Source organism: Simkania sp. (assembly GCF_965215465.1).
Taxonomy (GTDB): Bacteria; Chlamydiota; Chlamydiia; order Chlamydiales; family Simkaniaceae; genus Simkania.
The window spans coordinates 2,351,056-2,371,154 of sequence record NZ_OZ244056.1 but is presented as its reverse complement, the minus strand read 5'-3'; the positions used below and the strand labels follow the sequence as shown (position 1 = coordinate 2,371,154).

Here is a 20,099-nt window from a genome sequence, read left to right as displayed (position 1 = left end):
AGTTATTGTATGAGAAGAGCTCTATTCTTAATTTGTCTATCATTTATTCCATGTTTCTCCCTTTTTGGACTTAATGGACTCTATCGCATTGGATATGGAACACCAGCGAAAGGGATCGGAGGAGTGGCTGCAGGATTTCCTCAAGATACTTTGAGTGCCATGACGAATCCCGCAAACCTTGTTTCTGTCGGGAAACGGATGGATATGAATCTCGAGTATTTGAGAGGAACTCGGATCGGAAAAATTCGGGGCAGTCTCTTCATTCCTCATGAAGACATTGAAATTTCACGTAATAAAAACATGATGTCAGCTGAGGGAGGTCTGAGTTGGACATTTTTTGATAACCGTTTTGCAATGGGACTGTTGATTGCTCCACAAGCTGGTGGCGTCACGACATGGAATAAAAATGATCCGTTTTATCCTCCAAGCGACCAACCTTTCCACATTGATGTGATGTATCTTGCCATCACCCCAACTTTTGCTCTTGAATTTTTCAAACATGACTTTTTAGGAAAGCATTTTATCGGTGTCGGAGTGGATTTAACTCCTGCGCGTCTTAAAGTCTCTGGGATGCAAGGTCTGCAGAATCAAGGAGGACTGTTAGGAGGAACAGCTTACCCAAATAATGTGACGAATAAAGGGTGGGATTACACATTTGGTTGGGCTGTGCGTGTCGGTTACTTATGGGAGTTTCGTCCCTGGTTGACAGGTGGAGTTGCCTACAAGTCGAAGACTTGGATGAGTTCATTTGATAGTTACAAAGGGTTGATTTCACCACATGGACGCGCGGATCTTCCAGCGTATTTGATTGGTGGAATCAGTGTGAAACCTTTCCGTCAAACGACAATTGCATTTGACATTGGGCGCATTTACAACCGCAGTGCAGAAGCTTTTGGAAATCCCGTATTTAAATTTTCGGACCCTAAGCCTCATGGTGCCAGTGATGGAGCGAGTTTTGAATGGCATTCGACAACGGTCTATAAGGTTGGGATCACGCAGCAATTGGCTGATGTGATCACTTTGCGCGCTGGTTATAACTATGGTCAATTGCCTTGGGATGAAGAGGTAAACGATGCTGCTGCAGGAGCTCTTTATCTTCCATCAACAATTCGCCACCACTTAACGTTTGGGGCAACACTTGATTTTGGCGGCCAAATGATTAATGCAGCCCTCATTTATGGCTTTAAACACTCCATTCACGGTCCTTTGGCGCCTGATCTTGGAGGCGGAAAAACTGAAGTTTCTTCAGATAAGATCACCCTTCAAGTTGGAATCAGCAAGGTGTGGTAAAACATGAGCGTTTTGCGCTTAAGGATAGCAATTATCATGGCACTTTTAGCAGCACCATTTTTTCTTTGGGGGATGCACAAAGAATTTTATGGGGATGCTTACGATGCCAAGGGCAACCTTCTTTTTCGCGAAAAGCACCAAGTGATGTTTGACAATGACCATATCGATAAAATTCGAACTACCTACTACAACCCAAGTGACAAACTTGTCGGGTTTTTAGAAAGCTACTTTCACTTCAATGAATTTCTGCCGAATATGTTTTTTAAGCGGTATGCTGACGATTTCATTGCGCGTTGTATTGTGGATCCTGATCATCATGTTGTTCTCATGCGAAAAGACCCACATCAAGACTACTACTTTGAAAAGACTTTAAAGAAAACGCCAGATTCAGTGGCTGGACATGGGCTCTATTTTTACATTTTGACTAAGCTAGATGAAATGCTAAAGCAAGATATGAGCTGTGCTGTTGAGATTCTTTTGCCAGCACGACTTTCAGCATACTCTTGTGTCATGAATGCGTCGGTTGATCCGGATGATGCGGATGTGGTGAATGTTGCAATTAAGTTAAAAAACGCAGCGAAAGCTTTGTTTGTGAAAACGATTCTAGTGAAAGTGAATCGTAAAACGGAAGAATTCATTTCTTATGAAGGACCTAATACACTTTTCTATTGTGAAAAGCTTTTGTGTTACATTAAGATTAATTACCATAGAGAAAAGGAATAAACTGTGAAACATAAGTTCAAATCAGCCCTCTTTATCCTTCCCATTCTTTTAGGAACTTCTTTCTTGAATGCGGAAACTAAAACAACAGAAGGAACGAAAAAATCGTTTCAGTTTCCCAGTTATAGCGAACAATCTTATGATGAGGTCGATGCTGTTTCCTATGAACTGCCGTATCAAGAAACAGGCTTTCATCTCACAGGACAATTTCTCTACTGGCAAACTCTTGAAGCCAACATGGTCTATGGGCTTGATCAGTCAGGCCGCGCAAATGGTGACGATGCCGTTTCTCTGCTTGGGCACTTGAAACAAAATGCCTATCGTTGGGATCCTGGTGTTCGCGCGGGTGGCGGTTACTGCTTTAGCGCTGAAACGATCGATGCGAACCTCGAGTACACCTACTTTCACAATGAAGGTGGAGACTCAACGGGCTTGCGTGAAGGGCGCGTGTTAAAAAGCATTTTCCCCATTGTCACAAACCCCTTCTTTGGTCCTATTGTCTCGATGAACACTAAGTCAGACCTTCAGTATCACACGTTAGACCTCTATGCAACTCACATGTTTCAAGGATCACATAGCTTTGTCATGAAGTTTCTTGCTGGAGTGCGTGGAGCATGGATTTCAGAAGGAGCGAATAGCTACTACAAAACAAACTACTTACTCATCCCCTTCCTAGAAAGGGTGGTTAAAACCACTGTTCAAAACACTTGGAAGTTTTCAGGTGCGGGACTCCGCGCAGGACTCAGTATGGATTGGTTCATGTTTTGGGGGCTTAGTTTGCATACAGAAGCGAATCTCTCGGCAATCGTTGGCCGCTTCCGCGCCAAGCAACAAATCGATGAGACGACTGGCTATCGCGTAGCGAAAACTTTTCCAAGTGATACCCGCATGATTCCAAGCTTGCAGCTTGTCATGGGATTTGCCTGGAGAAAAGTTTTTGGCTCCCTAGGGTTGAAAGTCTTTGCAAACTGGGAACTCAATATGTGGGATGATTTAAGCCAAACCTACATGTATCCTACAGCAGCAGCAGATGACATCGCGCTTGTTGGAAGCTGGGTGCGCAACTCGGTGAACATTCAAGGGATCACAGCTGGGTTTGCAGCCGAATTTTAAGTCGAACCTAAAGAGTTTTTTTCGAAATGCCTAGCTTCTTAAGTGGTGTTGCATTTGAAACTGCCTTTTCAGGTTGCCATCTCTAACAATGGGTGTTGCATCGAAACCAAATTGAGACGTTTGTTGCCTATGCTTTCTGTAATGTTGGCTTTCTATTTCACTGTTGCCATACATTCTTGCTAAAACGCAGTGGCCATAGGTGTTTTCTCCCATTCTCAAATTCTTCGATTCTAACAAAATGGCTTCTTTTGTAAAGTTATGTCCTTCTAGACGGGTAAAAACTGCACCAAGTGTCATAGGGTCTGATTTGTCCTCAAAAAAATCAACAATGACATTTACGTTAGGGATGTCACGTGTTGGATGCTTCTCTCTAATCAATTTTAGTGCAGCTAAGCGTCGATTATCAAGAGAAGTAAACTCCATGTCTGGCATTCCTATAATATGAAGGGGATGATTCGTGTCCCATCCATGAGTGAAAATATTTTGAGCAAGTTCCTCTATGGACTTTCTATCGCGAGTATTCGGATCAATATACATTTGAGAAAAGCGCATTTTATCGATTGCTTGGAGCGATATATTGCGATGCTCAACATGTTTAGGTAGAGGTTCCTCAGTTGTCACAACCTCCTGATATGCTTTCTCAATCTCGTCGACTGAAGAATAGAAGCTATCAACAGTGTGTGGATTGGTTGATGGATGAGGCTCTACGAGTTTGATTGAGTCAGGTGTAAAACTTGTATTGGATTGAATATTAGTATTTATAGTCATTTTTCCGCCTTCTTTTTCAAATATTATAAAATAAACAGTTTTAAATTTAAACTGTTTGTTTAAATTTAAATATAAAAGTATATTTTTTTTGAAGAGTAGTGGATTAGGTTTTTTTGGGTTGAGCTCAGACTAGAGTTGCTTTGATGATGTTCTGTTCAGAATAATTATTCCAAAGTGACTGATAATTAGATTCTTGCAGCCTGCTACTTACAATTTTTTGGATTTTGCCTGCTTGAAGAGGGGCCTGTAGTGCCGAAAATGAATTCAAGGAGTCAAAGAAGAACTGCTCGTTATTAGCTGCCGCCTTAGAAAACTGGAAAGCGTCGACTGGTAGCAGTCGGATGGATGGTTGTCTGTTAATTTCTTGATTTTCAGTAGCTTCAGCCTTAATGCAAAAGTATTCGGCTTGGCGAATTTCTTTTCTTGTGAGAGGAGAGAGAGAGTGACCGTCTTTTAGATATTTTTTAAGGTGAGTCCCATCGTACCATTCGTGCTGATGCTCGCTTCCAGTTGAGGCGTTGTCCTTAAGAGATGGATTGACCAAAACCCTACCCACGAGGAGAAAAGGGACAACCTTGATTGCATCATTGTACAGTTCTTCCCAGGGTTTTTGTGTAAATGTTTCAGTTTGAGTCGCAAAAGAAATTAAAGACATACCATTCGCCCTTGTTTTTGATAGAATTTTACCATTATTTGCTGAATTGTTTCAACAAATACTAACAGATCAAAATTCAAGCATACAGATATATATTTAATATGACATTTGAAAAATCGATCTTACTAAACAGTTGATTTTTTTTTGTCTTGATCGATCCTTTTGGCAAGTAGGGTCCTGATTGTGGATCTTGCTATCTACTCTGATTTAGCTGAGTCGTGCTAATCTAGAAGCTTCCAATCACAGAAAAATGGACTTTTGAAAAAGAGGTGTCGCGTAAAATTGAAGGGAGCTTATGCAGTTTAATTCCCCAATCAAACCGGCAAGTCAGATAAGGAGAAATTACATAGCGGAGTCCTGGCCCAACACTCAGCAAATAGGTGTTAATTTCAGGTGCAGTGCGTTTGTGATTCCAACCCACTCCATAGTCGACAAAAAGATGGAGCTTTAAGTCATCTGTGAGTCTCTTAAACTTATGGGGGTGAAAGAGCTGAAAAGAAGGTGTGCGCCATTCTACTGACAGCATAAAGGCATTATCTGTGTTTAGATCGCGTTCATCGTAACCCCGAACGGTTGAAAAGCCTCCAAGGCCGAACTGCTCGCTGGATAAAAGGTTCGAAGAAGCAAGCTGCAGACGAGTGTCTATGGCAAGTGTTCCATAGAAAACATCGATCAAAGGCACAAGACGTGTACGGATATAGGCGTAGGTGCTTTGTGCATCAGGGCGGAGTCGCTCATAAGAGCTATCGTTTTGATTGGGAAAGATGTCACCAGGGGAAATAAAGCAGTATCCTTCAAAATCGACTGTGACGGGCTTTCTCTTGTATTTTCCTTCGTAGCCCAAAGCAACTTGCGCAATCACAGCAGCATTTCCAATGAGAGTGAGATCACTGAAGATAAGATTAATATTGGTCCTTTTGTAGTCAGCCCCAGCTGCGACTTCATGTAGGTAGAAGCGGGAAGACGGAAGAGGAATAATATAGCGGCCGCTGATTTGATAGCTTTCCCCCGTGTTTCTCATGCCTTGAAAGGGCATTTTAGGGTGAATTTTGGAGTAGCCGCCAAAAAAGTTGAGCAGATGTTTCCAAGGAAAAGGAATTTTCCAATCTGCTGTATGTACAAAAAATCTGCCAAAATCTGTTGATTTTGTGAATTGGTAAGAAAGCTGCTGATCTTGAAGCAATGCATCTCCCCAATTGAAACCGACAAAGAGCCGCCCGCTTCCAGTTGAGTCAATTCCTGTATTGTCGCCTCCTACATAGAAGCGAAAGGGAAACCTGTCTTTCGTTTTAAACTCAATGTCTGTTGTTCCAACTTCCTGGCCTGGCCGCAATACAGCGTTTGTTAAACGAAAGGGATTCCGATTCATGAACTTAAGATCGCGCGACAGCTGCACCGAGTCAATCGGATCTCCTTTTTTGTAGTTGGTGTATTTCTTGAGTAAATTTGTACGGAACCAGTAGTTGCCACTGAAGGAAACATCGCCAACATGACTTTCTAAAACGACAAGTTGTAGGGTTCCATGATGGACTTTTTGCTCAAGTGCTAGAACTGTCACGACAGGGCGATTGTTATTGCGGTAATAAGTAGAAATAGTCGATTTGATTTTACTGAGATCATCAATTGTGAGCGGTTTTCCAATTGCTTGGTGTGTCAGCTCATCCTGTAAGATTTCAGGATGACCAGGCACATCTAAGTGGAAGAATTGTACTCCTTCCACATCCGTTCGTCCTTCTTGTTGGATATCATCTGGGCTACTTACGAGAAGAAGGCCAGTCAATTTTGGGGTAATGAGTGTTGATCCCTCTTCTTCTCTTTTTTCTATGGGGGGAGGAATCACTCTTCCTGCTTCAGCATCATGAGGAATTTCTTTGGGGGCTATGCGCTCGAAATCTTGGGTAAAGCTCCACGTAGAAAAGGACAATATTAAAAGTGTGAATAATCTAAATAAAACCATTTTCATGATAATAGATATCTGGTAGTTGTTAAAATTATGAGAAGTGTTTTAAAGAAACAATTCGTATTCTTATTACTCTTAGGTGGAGTGAAACTACTTGCCCAGCCCACCAACCCCATGCCCATTGCTGGGGATATATTTTCTATTACTGCTACAGAGCTTATCAGCAAATCTCACCGATCAATTGTAGAGTGGGAAGATTTTTCAATTAGCCTCCAGGAGTCTTTTCAATTTAAACTGCCAGATTCTTCTGCAGCAATCCTCAACCGTGTCATCGGTCGGCTTCCTTCTTCTATTATGGGAAAGCTCGTTTCGAACGGTCAAATAATTTTAATTAATCCTAATGGGGTTGTTATAGGAAATCAAGGAATAATCGAGGTGGGTTCTTTCATCGCTTCAACATTAGACGTGACGAATAGTGCGTTTTTGAAAGGCGGAGAACTTCTCTTTGTCGGCGATTCTGATAAGGGGATTGAGCAACAAGGGTTGATCAAAGCTCAAGACGGCGATGTTTTTCTTATTGGACATTCTATTCGAAATTCCGGTGAAATCGTTGCGCCTTCAGGAAGTGTGAACTTTGCTGCTGGCAAACGCATATTGGTACAACCTAAAGAGTCTGATTTTGTTGTCATCGATGCAGGAGAAAGTGCAGCAATCGACCATTCGGGAAATGTCGACGCTGCTGCGATTAAACTGCAAGCAGGCTCAAACCCCTACTCTCTTGCAATCAACCAATCAGGGCTTGTTGAAGCACTTGAAGTCGAGCAGTGTGAGGGAGGCGTTCATCTTGTTGTTTCAAAAGGAATGACGTCGGTTTCAGGCCATTTGATTGCCAATGAAGGAAAAGTGGATGTTTTAGGTGATGAAGTTTTAATCGACCAAAGCGCTCATATCGCCGCGCGCGAAGGCGAAGTACACATAGGTGGGGGCTATCAAGGGGATGATATAGCTTTAAAAAACTCGCAGCAAACGCTCGTTAGAAAAGGGGCTTTTCTCGACGTCAGTAGTTTAAGTCAAAACTCTGCAGGAACAATCATTGTATGGTCGGATGGGGTGACCAAGTTTGAGGCAGAGGCTCATGCGCGTGGAGGAAACCAAGGCGGTGATGGAGGATTTGTCGAAATCTCAGGATCGAAAGATCTCTTTTATCGGGGATTTGTTGATACTAGAGCGCCACTTGGCAACACCGGGCAACTCCTATTGGGCCCGTCAACCATCACGATTTCTTTAGCTGCAACCGCAGGAGGGAGCTTTGTTGGCGGTGTATTTGATCCAGGAGGAATAGCAGCAAACATCAACATTGGAGACTTGAACACAACCCTTTCAGGAACGAATGTGCTGATCACGACACTAAGCGGAGTTGGCGGAACTGGGGATATTATTTTTTCAAGTGCTGGGGGCACAACGGCGATCTCATCACCGGGGAACAATTTAACACTGAATGCAGATCGAGATATTCGCTTTAGTCGGGATACAACGTTCACAGATACTGTTGGAAACACGGCTGAATTTACGTTTAATGCAACACGAAACATCTTCTCTGATGCAGGGGATTTTGTAAACTGCACGAGCGCCAAATCTTTTGCCTTCAATGCAGATAATAACATCACTGTGAATGAAAATATGACGTTTACCGATGTCGAAACAGTCAGTTTCTCTGCAGGAGGAACAATTGATATCAACGATCCAATATTAGTAAGCGGATCTAACTCTTTTACAATGACTGCCACAGTTGATGTTGATATTGATGATTTGATCACACTCACAGGCGGGAATAATTCTTTTATCCTCGAAGCGACAACTGGTGAGATCCGCTATAGTGCCGATGTCCGAAGTGATGCCCCAGTGACAACGTTTCGTGCACCAGCTGCTACAGGAGACATTACGTTTGACGGTGGGGGCGACTTTTTTTACACCAACACTACAACACCAGGAGTGGTATCATTTATTGCAGGCCAGGACATCAATGTGAATACTGATATGGACTTTGATGACTTATCGGGATCTCAAAATGCCACTTTTAACCTGACCGCAGGCAATGATTTCATCTCAGGGACGACCAATGACATTGATGTCAGAGATGCCAACTCTGTTTCTATTACTGCTGGAAATGATGTGACGTTTCGTGATCCAGTTCGTGTGACCGGAACCAATACCTTTTCTGTTGAAGCAACAGGTGGGGAAATTACAGTCGATGGATCTATTACTTCAAATGCAACAACAACAACTTTTTCTGCTCCTACACCTGGCACAGGAGATATTACATTTACGACTGGTGGTGGATCCATCTTAGCGGGTCCTGCAAGCCCAGCGACGTTCACTTTTACTGCAGGCAATGACATCAATATTTCTGATGATCTGACTTTCAGTGATACATCTGGAGTCAAAAATGTGTCGTTTAGTCTCATTGCTGGGAATGATATCATTGGGAACCCAACCTTCTTCACCACATTTAATAACGCGAATTCTGTCACCTGGACAGCGGCAAATGATATCACGATCAACGATCCCTTCAATGCGAATGGAGTGACGACGGTTAATTTAACAGCCACGTCTGGGAATCTCAATGTTTTTGATACGATCGATACTAACGCAACAACGACGGATTTAAACGCAGGCACAAACATTGTTGTCCGTAGCCAGGTGGAAGTCAACGCTGGAACGGGTGGCGATTTAAATGTGACTGCAGGTAACGATATTATTGTAGGAGGGCCATCAGCGACAATTGTGACTCGCATCGGAACCAGGGTCGGAACGTTGACAATAAATGCAGCAAACAACCTCAGCGTCAGCGGCGGTTCGACACCAAGTGATTATGCTCAAATTGGATTTAATTCTACGGTCGTCAACAGCGATATCGATTTGACTGTTGGCAACGATCTCATTTTAACCGGTGGGACATTAACAGGCACCATGGCTCTAATTGGTCATGGAACGATTAACCCAATTGGTGGGATGTATACGGGGAATATTATTCTCCGCTCTATTGGGGGCGATGTCACATTGTCAGGTGGTACGACAACGGATACTTGGGCTCAGATTGGGCACACGCGTGGAGTGTCAGGAGCGGTCACTGCAGTGGGAGATATTCGGGGGCCGACAGCTGGATCGAATACAGGGATCAGCGGCAACCTCATTTTAACTGCTGGTTCAGGTAACACTTCTTACGCTTTCGTGGGACATGGAGGGCAAGCATCAGCTCAAGAAGATATCTATAGTGGTGAGATCCATCTTCAAGCAAATGAGATCACACTCACTGCAGGATCAAATACTGATGCCTTTGCAGCCATTGGATTCTATGCCGTGAATACGGGAACAGGGACGGTCTCGGTTAGCTCAGGGTCTGAAGCCCATGCGATCAGTGACACCTTTTTGACAATGCAAGGGGGAACAGGGACACGGGCAAATACTTCTATTGGAGCGCGTATGCCAAGGACAAGCACGGGGCTTGCTGCGATGACATTAAGTGCAGTCGAAGCGCAGACGGCCTCTGGCAACGATCTATCTCTACTGGCAGGTTCCAATGAAGCTGTGATTGGAGCTTTTGTCGATGCCGGAGCTGCTTCAGTTGCGGTGACAACGGTGACATCTGGCCAAGACATCCTGTTGACAGCTGAGTCAGGAGAAGCGCGGATTGTCAATGGCTTTGCGGCAACTCCAAACGCTGCCGTGAATATGACTGCAAATCGTGATATTGTCTTAACTGCTGGCACAGGCGTTGCAGCAATAGACTCTGTCGACACCATTACGATGGAGACATTGACAGCTGATATCTTACTCTTTGATTCCCCAACTGCCGCCTCTCACATCACAGCCCAAAATGCCAGCTCAACAACCACAATCACAGCAGCAACAGACTTGATACTCACAGCCGCAAATGGAACCGGTGCGTTTATTGAAGCCGAAGAAGACAATCTGATTGTGCAGGCGACAAATGGATCCATTACAGTTAATACAGATACATATATTGAAAATAAGGGACTGACAGCATCGTCAACGCTTAGGACTTTTTCAGGGAACGATACATTTGTCCAAAACGGGGGGTACATTCGCAATAATGGCTTAGGAATGACTGAAGCAGAGTCAGGCAATAGCATTTTTGTAGTCAATGGAGCTTCGATTGAAGGAATGGGACTTGTCACGGTTAACACAGGAAATGATCTGCTTCTTTTAGGTGGCGTAACAGGTCCAGCATTCATCCGTGGCGCAGACGAAACAAATGTGACGTCTGGGAACAATATCACCTTGCTCGGGGCTTCTCCAACAAATGATGCCTACATTGAAACATCGCTTGGAAATTTAACGGTCACTGCTGCAAAAGACATTTCCATTTCCTCCAATGGTAGGATTGAAAATCTCAGTCCTGGTAGTGCGCTGACTTTGATCGTGGATAACCAAGCTCCATCTGCGCCTGCTATTGGAAACGGGATGTTTAGCTTAAGCGTCAATGGATCAGTTGCAACTACAGTAGGTGGACCACTCCGCATTTTTACAGCCAGACGTTCTCAGAACACCATTTTAGGCACGGGGAATATGAACGGAACAACTTACGTTCCAGGTCCTCTATTTATTGATTCTGCGACAGAAATATGGAACACTTACTTTCCAAGTCTTCAAGGCGGAATGCCCTTTACGATTTTTTATAAAGACTCTTCCACAACTCCTATCTTCCCAGTTATCACAGCCATTCCCATGCTTGGTCCAAACGATCTTATCGGAGATTATGAACTCTACTACATGTTAGATCGGATCCCCTGGTTCACAGATTGGATGTGGGACTTTTACATTGAGTCAGAAGATGAAGTCACCAACCGAGAATGGTATTTCGTTCCTCATCAAAAATATCTTCCCTTCCCAAGAGTGCCGATTTAAAATCCAGCTTGAAAACTATTGTGTCTTGAGCGGAACAGGAACAAGGTCAACTCGCAATTAACCGCCGAGTTCCAATCAAAATCAAGCAGCTAATAGCAGGAAGTTTTTCATGCTTATTTTTTCTTAGTCTTGATGGGTCCTTTTGGCAGGTAGAGTCCCGATTGTGGATCTTGTGAAAAGAACGATTGAGGTTTGCTTGGACGCAGACTCTTCAGTCTTTCCATATTGTTTTGCTGTTGCTCTTCAGGAGAGACCATCGCGAACTTAAAGAGGCCATGGGCGACTTTAAGTTTGAGATCTCGACTAAAGATATCAAAGAGAGCAAATGCCTCGTGTTTGAACTCGAGCAGAGGATCTTTTTGTCCTACGACACGCATGCTCACCTCGGTGCGCAAGTGGTCAATAGAGAGAAGGTGATCTTGCCACAGACGATCGATGTTACGTAGCAGAATGCTACGGATGATTTCTTTGAGAACTGGCTCGGGGTTCACTTCTTTTTCAGCGTTTTCTTGAATCATACCAATTGTTGTAGCTTCGTGGTCGAGCTTGTTTCTCAGCGATTGGATAATTTTTTGTGCTGCTTCTGTTTCGATCTCTTCGATAGTTTGATAATCGTTATCAAACGCATCATGATCGAAAGAAACTGGGAAGTTAGTCATCAGCCAATCGCGATAACCTTTCGGATTCCAGCCTTCTTCTGTAGAGCGTGAGGCGAAAAATTCCGCTGCCATTTGAGAGCAAATGCTTTCGAGAATTTCATTTGCGAGCTTCACTGAGTTTTCTTCGTGCAAGATTTCGTTCCGGAAAGAGTAAACCTCTTGTCGCTGTTTGTTCATCACATCGTCGTACTCGAGTGTGTGCTTGCGAATCGAGTAGTTGCGCTGCTCCACGCGCTTTTGAGCTGTCTCAATGGAACGATTGAGAACCTTGGCAGAGATGGGCTCGCCTTCTGGTGGGCGGAAACGCTTTAAAAACATGGTGAGTTTGGGCGAAGTGAAAAGACGCATCAGCGAATCTTCAAACGAAACGTAAAATTTAGATGATCCTGGGTCTCCTTGACGTGCACAACGTCCGCGAAGCTGTCGGTCAATCCGTCTCGATTGGTGCCGCGTGGTTCCGATGACGTGCAAACCACCTTTTTCAGCGACACCTTCTTCTAACTTAATATCAGTTCCACGTCCTGCCATGTTGGTTGCCACTGTGATGGCCCCAGTTTTTCCAGCTTGCGCGATGATTTCCGCTTCCGTTGCGTGGTTCTTTGCATTCAGGACTGTGTACTTAAGCTTGTTTTGTCTTAAGATTCGTGCGAGCTTTTCTGAAATTTCGACCGTTTCTGTTCCGATGAGTATCGGACGGCCTTGCTCGTGAATTTCGACAATATCTTTGAGAATTGCGTTATACTTTTCCCGCTCGGTCATGTAAATTTCATCGTCTTGGTCGATGCGACGGCATTTTCGATGGGTCGGTATTTCAAGAACATCGATTTGATAGATTTCCTTCAGCTCATTCGCTTCAGTCATTGCGGTTCCAGTCATCCCGGCAAGTTTGTCGTACATGCGGAAGTAGTTTTGCAGTGTGATGGTTGCGTACGTTTGGGTTTCTTGCTGAATTGGGACCGATTCTTTCGCTTCGATGGCTTGGTGCAATCCATCAGAGAAACGACGTCCGGGCTGTGGACGACCTGTGTTTTCATCGATGATGACAATCTTTTTGTCTTCAACGATGTAATCGACGTCTTTTTCCATGAGAAGATGTGCACGCAAAAGCTGGCGCAAGTTATGGGCTCTTTCTTTGCGACGGCTATCTTCTTCACGGATCGCGATTTTTTGTTCTAACTTTTGTTGATCATCAAACTCGGGGTTTTGATCGATGAGAGCGTATTCATGCCCTAAGTCGAGCATGACGAAGTCGTCTTTCGCTTCTTCTTTTTCACCTGACCAAAGGTTGATACCTTTGTCTGTCAATTCGTATTCGCTAGAACGTTCATCGATGATGATGTAAAGCTCTGCAAGCGTTTCATGACGCTCTTCTTTATTCGGCTCTCCATGGAAATACGTTTCCCATTTTTCAAGTTCGGCGCGGAGATCCGGATGTTCTTTAATTCTTTTGAGGATTTTATTTTGAGGTGTCCCCTTTCCTACGAGCCACAGTTTTTTCATGGCTTCTGTTTCTTTTTTGCTCTCTTCTTTTGACAGCTTTTCCAGCTCTTCGTCTTCTTTTAAACGGCCAAGTTCATCGAGTGTTTTTCGTGCATCTGACGCGAGCTTGTTACACTGATCCCGTTGCATGCGCACAAGGCGAGAAACAGGTTCTTTGAGCTCGTCATACATCTGTCTTGAATTAGGAACAGGACCGGAAATGATGAGCGGTGTCCGTGCTTCATCAATGAGAATCGAATCGACTTCATCGATGATCGCAAAGTAAAAACCACGTTGGCATTGCTCTTCTGGCGAATGGGCCATTGAGTTGTCGCGCAAGTAGTCAAACCCAAATTCAGAAGCGGTTCCGTACACGATGTCGGCGCCGTAAATTTCTTTGCGCTCATGTGGAGGAATTTCGTTAATAAGGGCTTTTGTTGACAGTCCAAGCCAACGGAAAATAGCTCCAATCCATTCACAGTCACGCTTAGCGAGATAGTCGTTGACGGTCACTAAGTGAACTGGTTTACCTGTCAGTGCATTGAGGAAAAGAGGGAGAGAGGCTGTTAAGGTTTTTCCTTCTCCTGTCATCATCTCGGAAATGGTGCCATGGTGCATGGCAATCGCTCCAAGGAGCTGAACATCGTAAGGAACCATGTCCCATTTCTGGTCATAACCAGAAACGTGCACATCGGTGCCACAGAGGCGGCGACAGGTATTTTTAACTAAAGCGTAGGCTTCGGGGAGGAGGAGATCCAGTGATTCACCCTCACTCAAGCGAGAGCGAAACTCGGGGACCTTTTGCTTGATTTCTTCGTCAGACAGCTGCTGATACGTTTCTTCAATCGCGTTAATCTGTTTAACAATTTTTTGAAATTTCTTTAGACGGCGGCTTTGAGCTGTCCCAAATATTTTTTTTACAAAACCAAGCATTTTGAATCGTTCCTCTGTCGAAAAGCACTAGATATCCATTTTACCTCAAACTCGAATTTACATCTATATGACGACTCTCTAAAATAACCTGTAATCTGGGTTTATTTTGCTTGTTCCCAGGAGAGGGAGTTCTTTTAAATTCTTGGTATTTTTGCCGAAGGGAAGGGCCAAATGGTCCTTTGCGAGGCAAAAAGGGCGGGAAGAAAAAGAAAAACCCCTGAGAATAAGCAAAATAAACCCAGATTGCAGGTTAAAGCTCAAAAGGACTTAAAGCATGAATGACATCCATTATCTTGACCGCGAGACCGGAAAGGTCCATGAAGAAAAGGTATATGGTAAATTTTTTATTGAAGCTCTCTATGGAAGTTCATTCCTTTCGGCACTTTTTTCGTGGATTCTTCTTCCACTCATCACGCGCTTTCCTTTTCTTTCCCTTCTCTATGGGCGGAAACAAAAAAGTGCGAAAAGCCGCAAAAAAGTGCTGCCTTTCATCGAGATGTTTCACGTCGATGCGAGTGAATTTCTGACACCAGCTCATGAATTCGCATCCTTCAATGACTTTTTTATCCGCAAGCTCAAGCCCACAGCCCGCCCCATTGCAAAAGGAAACGATGTCGCCGTGTTGCCTGCAGATGGGCGTCATCTCTTTTACCCCTCTTTTGGACAGGCTGAGGGCTTTTACGTTAAAGGACGGAAGTTTGACTTGGAAAGACTGTTGCAAGATGACTTTCTATTCGACATCTACAAGCGAGGCAGCATGGTGATCAGCCGTCTGTGTCCAACCGATTACCACCGTTACCATTTTCCCTGCGAGTGCATTCCGACAAAAGCTAAGCTGATCAACGGCCCGCTCTATTCGGTCAATCCCATTGCCCTGCGCAAAAACATCATGATCTTGAATGAAAATAAGCGGATGCTAACCCAACTCAAAACCAAAACGTTTGGCACAATTTTATTCATTGAAGTCGGAGCCACTTTTGTCGGTTCGATCAAACAAACCTACTCCCCTCAATCCCTTTGCAAAAAAGGGCAAGAAAAGGGGTACTTTGAGTTTGGGGGCTCCTGCATCATTATGCTCTTTGCTCCTGGAGCCATCACATTTGATGAAGACCTCATTGCCTCGTCTAAAAAGCAAATCGAAGTGAAAGCTAAAATGGGCGAGCAATTTGGTCGTGCCACCCAATCTCTACCCGGTTAAAAGCATAAAGATAAAGCCAAAGACACTAAACTTTATCTGGATTGTGGCAAACTTCTATAAATTTTTCTGCATCCTGGTTAATAAACTGTTCAGCTCTTCCTGCATTTAGTATAACGCTTTGAAGTTCTCCCTAACCTTCAAAAATACTCCTCGAAGTTCATCAAACCCATACCTAAATGTACTTTTTGCTTTTCGACTATGTGAGTTTGTTTGGATCTGAATTGCCTTTTCCTTGATTTTACCCACAAAATAAGATTTCTACCTTAGAAATATGGAGGGGTGCCTTCGAAGCAAATAATAATACAGGTTTGACTTTCATTGCCCATACTTTTATTTACGTAGATAAAACAAAGGTTTTCTGTATGCCTTACAAATATTTGGTCCCCATTTTTCTAGCCACTTCCTGTATTCTAAACGGTGTGGAGGTCTATAATGCAACTGATCTCAATAATGCAATCATTGCTGCAAATGCGACACCTCAAGGTGATCCCAACATCAAATTTGGCTCAAGCATCGACTTCTTTCAGTTTGTGCAACCCCTTCTACAACCTCTTAATACGGATGGCGTTCTCAACTCGGTAAACAATTCCATTACCATTGATGGAAACGGAAAAACCTTAAGAGCAACACCAGGCACCCACCGAGGCTTTTTTGCAAGAACCAGCTCAGGCACAGTCATCATTAAAGATCTCACAATTAGCAATGCTGTTGCAAAAGGAGGAGATGGGAGCAATGGTGGAGGTGGTGGACTTGGAGCAGGAGGAGGCCTTTTCTTAAATAAAGACTCTAAAGTCATCCTGGAAAATGTCTCTTTTGAAAACTGCCGAGCCATAGGCGGAGCTGGCTCCAAGGGCGATACTTACGACAGCAGCGTCAATAATGGTGGTATTGGAGGAGGAGGTGGTGGTGGACTTGGAGGGAATGGCGGTACTGGTGGACTATCAGGTCCAGGCTCTGGCGGCTCCGGAGGTGGGACCGGAGGTGGAGGTGGAGGCGGAGGCGGATTTAGTGGCGATGGAGGCAACGCGAGTAAGGGCGGAGCTGGGGGAGGAGGTGGATTCAACGGCAATGGTGGAAACAGCACGAACACCGGGGGAGCAGGTGGTGGAGGTGGTGGATATAATGGTGGAAATACGCAAGCACGAAGTGGAGCTGGTGGAGCTGGAGATGGAGGAGATGGAGGTTCTGGTTTCGGAGGAGGAGGTTCTGGATATGTGAGCACTGCCAACTCTTCAGCAGATGGCGGCAAAGGTGGTTTTGGCGGCGGAGGCGGAGGATCCGGCGCAGGACTTTTCAATGGACAGGGAACTGGAGGGGAAGGTGGTTTTGGTGGTGGCGGAGGAGGAGCTGGAAGCACTAACACCAAAGCCACTAACTCTGGGGGTGGGGGAACTGGAGGAGCAGGAGGCTTTGGCGGGGGTGGAGGTTTTGCAGGCTACGGCGGCGAAAGAGGACAGAGTGGAGTTGGTGGAGACGGAGGCTTTGGAGCTGGTGGGGGTGGATCTCTCATAAATTCCCCTAGTGCAGGAGGTTTTGGAGGTGGCAAAGGCCTTTTCATTAATAACACGACTGGCAGTGGTGGCGGTGGCGGTGCTATGGGAGCAGATATTTTCATTGAAAATCGTGCAAAATTAACCATTCAAACAGGGATTTCTTTTAGTGGTAGTCAAATAACTGCAGGGAGAGGAACTACAGGGACAGAGGAAAATAACGGCCAGGCCTTAGGAAGAAACATCTTCATGATGTCTGAAGGAAGTATCACTGTCAAGAATTTGACAAGGCGATCGATTGTCCCTCATCCGATTGAAAGTGATTATGGAGCAGGGACTGGGGATATCAATGGAGGAGGGTTGAGCTTAGCGGATGGAAATTCAGCTACATTTGTCATTGTTGGAGCCAATACCTACACTGGAAGTACAACCATTGAGAGCGGGACATTAAATTTAAATGGATCTGTTATTACGCCTGTGATTTTGGCAGCTCCTTTGACTTCGCCAGGTGGAACTTTTACTGGAAGGGCTTCCCTACTGCCCTACTCTGGAATTTTAGGGACTGGAGATCTTACAGTTCAAAAAGGAACTGTTCGGCCAGGAGATATTATTTTTGGACGGATCCAAGTAGGAAATAACCTTCTCTTTACAGGAGGAAGATTTCTTACAGAAGTTGATAGCATCAACAATGCTCGTAGAATAGATGTGAATGGAACTGCAACCCTAGCTGGGAACATTACAGTTGATAGAGCTATAGGGAACTTTCTTGAGGGACAAGTCATCCCTGTTATCAATGCCGGTGCCAGAGTATTTGGAACATTTGGAAGTGAAAATATCATTAAGGGAGCAGATGGATTACCTCTTTTTTCTGTGCAATATGCTAGTAACGCTGTTGAATTGCTTGTTCTTAGAAACTATGTATTTGTCCGACCTATTGTTGATCCAGGTAACCCCCGCCACGTTGCGAAATATATATTGGATCAATTGCCGATTGATCCGAACTCTGACTTTGGACTCGTTGTCCGTTCCCTTGGGGTTCTTTCAGACAAAGAGCTTAATAAAACCCTCAACATGATGCATCAAGGGGTGTTTGGCCTGTTTGAGTTCATGAACCTGACAACAAACGCTCAAATCATGCAGATGTTTAATCAGCTCCGCTTTCGATTGTCTGTTGAAGAAGGGGCTAAGCCTCTGAGCCATTTGACTGCGTCAACAAAGCCTTTCTATCCAAACACTCCTCTTAGAAGAGGGTGTGGAAGAGATGTTAGCAGACACCACCATGTCTATTTTCAACCTTTCGGAACATGGAATAGCCAAAGTCAAAAGGGAGAACTTCGAGGTGCTAACTATGAAAGTGCAGGTTTTCTCACAGGTTATGATTACCTGTTTGATCATTTCTATGTTGGTACTGGTGGAGGATATGCATACACAAACTTTCGCTGGGATGGGTCTGCAGGGAAAGGTCACATCCATCAAGTGTATGGAGGACTTCATGGAATCTACTTCAATCGGTACTTTTCTGCGATCTTAGGTTCGATGGTTGGAGGAAACTTTTATGAAACCGATCGAAATATAATTTCGTCTGCACCGAACCATCCAAATGGCGCACTTAATCGGACAGCACACAGTAATAATAATGGAATCCAATGGACCAACCAGTTAGGATTTGTTGGGGATTTTAGTTCTTTCTCTGTCCCCCTACAAATCTTTGCAAACTTAGACCATTTCTATCTTCATAATGGAAGTTTTAACGAAACAGGAGCAAATAGCATTAACTTGAGAGTGAATTCAAAAACATCAAATGCTCTACGCTCTGAATTGGGACTCAGCTCCAGTTACACCTTACATGTAAGTGATGGGTGCTGGACTCCTTATGCTCGAATTAGTTGGGTCAACAAAACCTTGCTGAGTAGCAGCTCATACCGTGGAGGGTTTCGTGGACAAGTGGGCACATTTTCCGCCAGCGCGACGAGCAAGGGAACCAACCAATGGTCGGTTGGGACTGGGATTGAGTTTGCTAACATGCATGGGTTTTCGCTCCTCTTGAATAGCCGTGCAGAGATCAATGGCAAGATGAAAAACTACTCTGCTGATATGCACATGGAGTATGCGTTTTAATGTAAGTTCGGCTTTGAAAGCATTGCCTCGTCTAAAAAGCAAATCGAGGTGAAAGCTAAAATGGGCGAGCAATTCGGACGCGCCACCCAATCCCTACAGAGCTAAAGAGCCCAGAGACGAGATCAGAGTAACTAAGCACTCTCCGGACTGAGGCAAGCTTCCACAAAATTTTCCGCACCTTGGCGAATAAACTTTTCAGCTCCTCCTGCATTTAGTACAAGGGCATGTAGAGGGTTTTCACTTGGTTTGATTACAGAAATGCTGTAAGAATCTAATGGCTTTGCTTCAGCTGCAGATAAAGCGCTTTGCAAAGCTTCTTTATCAGGAGCGAGGTCCAAAGGGGTCTGTCCTATCGCATTTTTTTGCTGTAAACTGAACATTATGTAATTTTGTAAGAGAACAACATTTTGAATTCTTCCTGCTTTGGCTGCGTAGTGAATGGCTTTCATATTATCAGGGCCTCGAAAATTACAAGCCGTTTCAACGAAAGTTGGATTTCGATGAGATAATTCTGTGACCACCCCTTTAAGAATAGAGGTTGGAAACTTCTCTGCTATAAATTGAAAAGGCGATTGAGTTGTTTTCTCTTCACCTGGCGCGATGAGCAAAGGCACTCCATATGCTAAAATGTAATTGCTGATCTGATTCACCACATCTTGCATGTCAGCCATTTGTTCTATGAGCTGTGGGAGTTTTTGTTGTGGGCGATTTTCTTCACATTCACTTAGAACACTTGGACCTACAGGAGACTCCGATGCAGGGTTGTACTTTGGGGCGTATGAGGCTAAGAGTGGCATAAAGGGATTGACGTTTTCTACTGATGCCATTTTTTCCTCCGTTTTTTGAA

The 20,099-nt window shown here is 44.3% G+C and carries 11 protein-coding genes; 6 read left to right on the top strand and 5 right to left on the bottom strand.

What is annotated here, in order from left to right; translation table 11 throughout:
- The first annotated feature begins 9 nt into the window (after nucleotides 1-9).
- From ACOOFG_RS11060 to ACOOFG_RS11050, 3 genes are read left to right on the top strand one after another with little or no spacing between them, the layout of a single operon-like run.
- A complete protein-coding gene (locus ACOOFG_RS11060) occupies nucleotides 10-1,290 on the top strand; it encodes an OmpP1/FadL family transporter (protein WP_420421531.1) in 1,281 nt (426 codons plus the stop codon).
- A 3-nt stretch (nucleotides 1,291-1,293) separates the two neighbouring features.
- Nucleotides 1,294-2,013 carry a hypothetical protein gene (locus tag ACOOFG_RS11055; RefSeq protein WP_420421530.1) on the top strand — a complete coding sequence of 240 codons (720 nt, stop codon included), beginning with the start codon at nucleotides 1,294-1,296 and terminating at the stop codon, nucleotides 2,011-2,013.
- Nucleotides 2,014-2,016: 3 nt separating this feature from the next.
- Nucleotides 2,017-3,123 carry an Lpg1974 family pore-forming outer membrane protein gene (locus tag ACOOFG_RS11050; RefSeq protein ID WP_420421529.1) on the top strand — a complete coding sequence of 369 codons (1,107 nt, stop codon included), beginning with the start codon at nucleotides 2,017-2,019 and terminating at the stop codon, nucleotides 3,121-3,123.
- Between the two features lie 30 nt (nucleotides 3,124-3,153).
- Here the strand turns inward: ACOOFG_RS11050 and ACOOFG_RS11045 are convergent, their stop codons facing one another.
- The 3 genes from ACOOFG_RS11045 to ACOOFG_RS11035 form a co-directional block, all read right to left on the bottom strand.
- Nucleotides 3,154-3,891 carry a hypothetical protein gene (locus ACOOFG_RS11045; RefSeq protein ID WP_420421528.1) on the bottom strand — a complete coding sequence of 246 codons (738 nt, stop codon included), beginning with the start codon at nucleotides 3,889-3,891 and terminating at the stop codon, nucleotides 3,154-3,156.
- Between the two features lie 124 nt (nucleotides 3,892-4,015).
- The gene (locus ACOOFG_RS11040) at nucleotides 4,016-4,546 is read right to left on the bottom strand and encodes a hypothetical protein (protein WP_420421527.1); all 531 of its coding nucleotides are present in this window, start codon (nucleotides 4,544-4,546) and stop codon (nucleotides 4,016-4,018) included.
- Nucleotides 4,547-4,772: 226 nt separating this feature from the next.
- Nucleotides 4,773-6,509, bottom strand: coding sequence for a ShlB/FhaC/HecB family hemolysin secretion/activation protein (locus ACOOFG_RS11035; RefSeq protein WP_420421526.1), 1,737 nt, complete (start codon nucleotides 6,507-6,509; stop codon nucleotides 4,773-4,775).
- A gap of 81 nt (nucleotides 6,510-6,590) precedes the next feature.
- On the opposite strand from ACOOFG_RS11035, the gene ACOOFG_RS11030 reads away from it, so the two are divergent.
- A complete protein-coding gene (locus ACOOFG_RS11030; RefSeq protein ID WP_420421525.1) occupies nucleotides 6,591-11,375 on the top strand; it encodes a beta strand repeat-containing protein in 4,785 nt (1,594 codons plus the stop codon).
- A 113-nt stretch (nucleotides 11,376-11,488) separates the two neighbouring features.
- Here ACOOFG_RS11030 and secA read toward each other — a convergent pair whose 3' ends face one another.
- The gene (gene secA, locus ACOOFG_RS11025; protein WP_420421524.1) at nucleotides 11,489-14,446 is read right to left on the bottom strand and encodes a preprotein translocase subunit SecA; all 2,958 of its coding nucleotides are present in this window, start codon (nucleotides 14,444-14,446) and stop codon (nucleotides 11,489-11,491) included.
- A gap of 274 nt (nucleotides 14,447-14,720) precedes the next feature.
- On the opposite strand from secA, the gene asd reads away from it, so the two are divergent.
- Nucleotides 14,721-15,644 (top strand): archaetidylserine decarboxylase, encoded by a 924-nt coding sequence (asd, locus tag ACOOFG_RS11020; RefSeq protein WP_420421523.1) that lies wholly within the window; start codon nucleotides 14,721-14,723, stop codon nucleotides 15,642-15,644.
- A gap of 362 nt (nucleotides 15,645-16,006) precedes the next feature.
- Nucleotides 16,007-19,252 carry an autotransporter domain-containing protein gene (locus ACOOFG_RS11015; RefSeq protein WP_420421522.1) on the top strand — a complete coding sequence of 1,082 codons (3,246 nt, stop codon included), beginning with the start codon at nucleotides 16,007-16,009 and terminating at the stop codon, nucleotides 19,250-19,252.
- A 131-nt stretch (nucleotides 19,253-19,383) separates the two neighbouring features.
- Here the strand turns inward: ACOOFG_RS11015 and ACOOFG_RS11010 are convergent, their stop codons facing one another.
- Entirely contained in the window at nucleotides 19,384-20,079 is a 696-nt protein-coding gene (locus ACOOFG_RS11010) for an ankyrin repeat domain-containing protein (protein WP_420421521.1), read from the bottom strand.
- Between the last annotated feature and the right edge of the window lie 20 nt (nucleotides 20,080-20,099).

Excerpts from the sequence above, each read along its gene's own strand:
- ACOOFG_RS11060 (WP_420421531.1), top strand. The coding sequence starts at position 10 with ATGAGAAGAGCTCTATTCTTAATTTGTCTATCATTTATTCCATGTTTC.
- ACOOFG_RS11055 (WP_420421530.1), top strand. The coding sequence starts at position 1,294 with ATGAGCGTTTTGCGCTTAAGGATAGCAATTATCATGGCACTTTTAGCA.
- ACOOFG_RS11045 (WP_420421528.1), bottom strand. The coding sequence starts at position 3,891 with ATGACTATAAATACTAATATTCAATCCAATACAAGTTTTACACCTGAC.
- ACOOFG_RS11040 (WP_420421527.1), bottom strand. The coding sequence starts at position 4,546 with ATGTCTTTAATTTCTTTTGCGACTCAAACTGAAACATTTACACAAAAA.
- ACOOFG_RS11035 (WP_420421526.1), bottom strand. The coding sequence starts at position 6,509 with ATGAAAATGGTTTTATTTAGATTATTCACACTTTTAATATTGTCCTTT.
- secA (WP_420421524.1), bottom strand. The coding sequence starts at position 14,446 with ATGCTTGGTTTTGTAAAAAAAATATTTGGGACAGCTCAAAGCCGCCGT.
- asd (WP_420421523.1), top strand. The coding sequence starts at position 14,721 with ATGAATGACATCCATTATCTTGACCGCGAGACCGGAAAGGTCCATGAA.
- ACOOFG_RS11015 (WP_420421522.1), top strand. The coding sequence starts at position 16,007 with ATGCCTTACAAATATTTGGTCCCCATTTTTCTAGCCACTTCCTGTATT.
- ACOOFG_RS11010 (WP_420421521.1), bottom strand. The coding sequence starts at position 20,079 with ATGGCATCAGTAGAAAACGTCAATCCCTTTATGCCACTCTTAGCCTCA.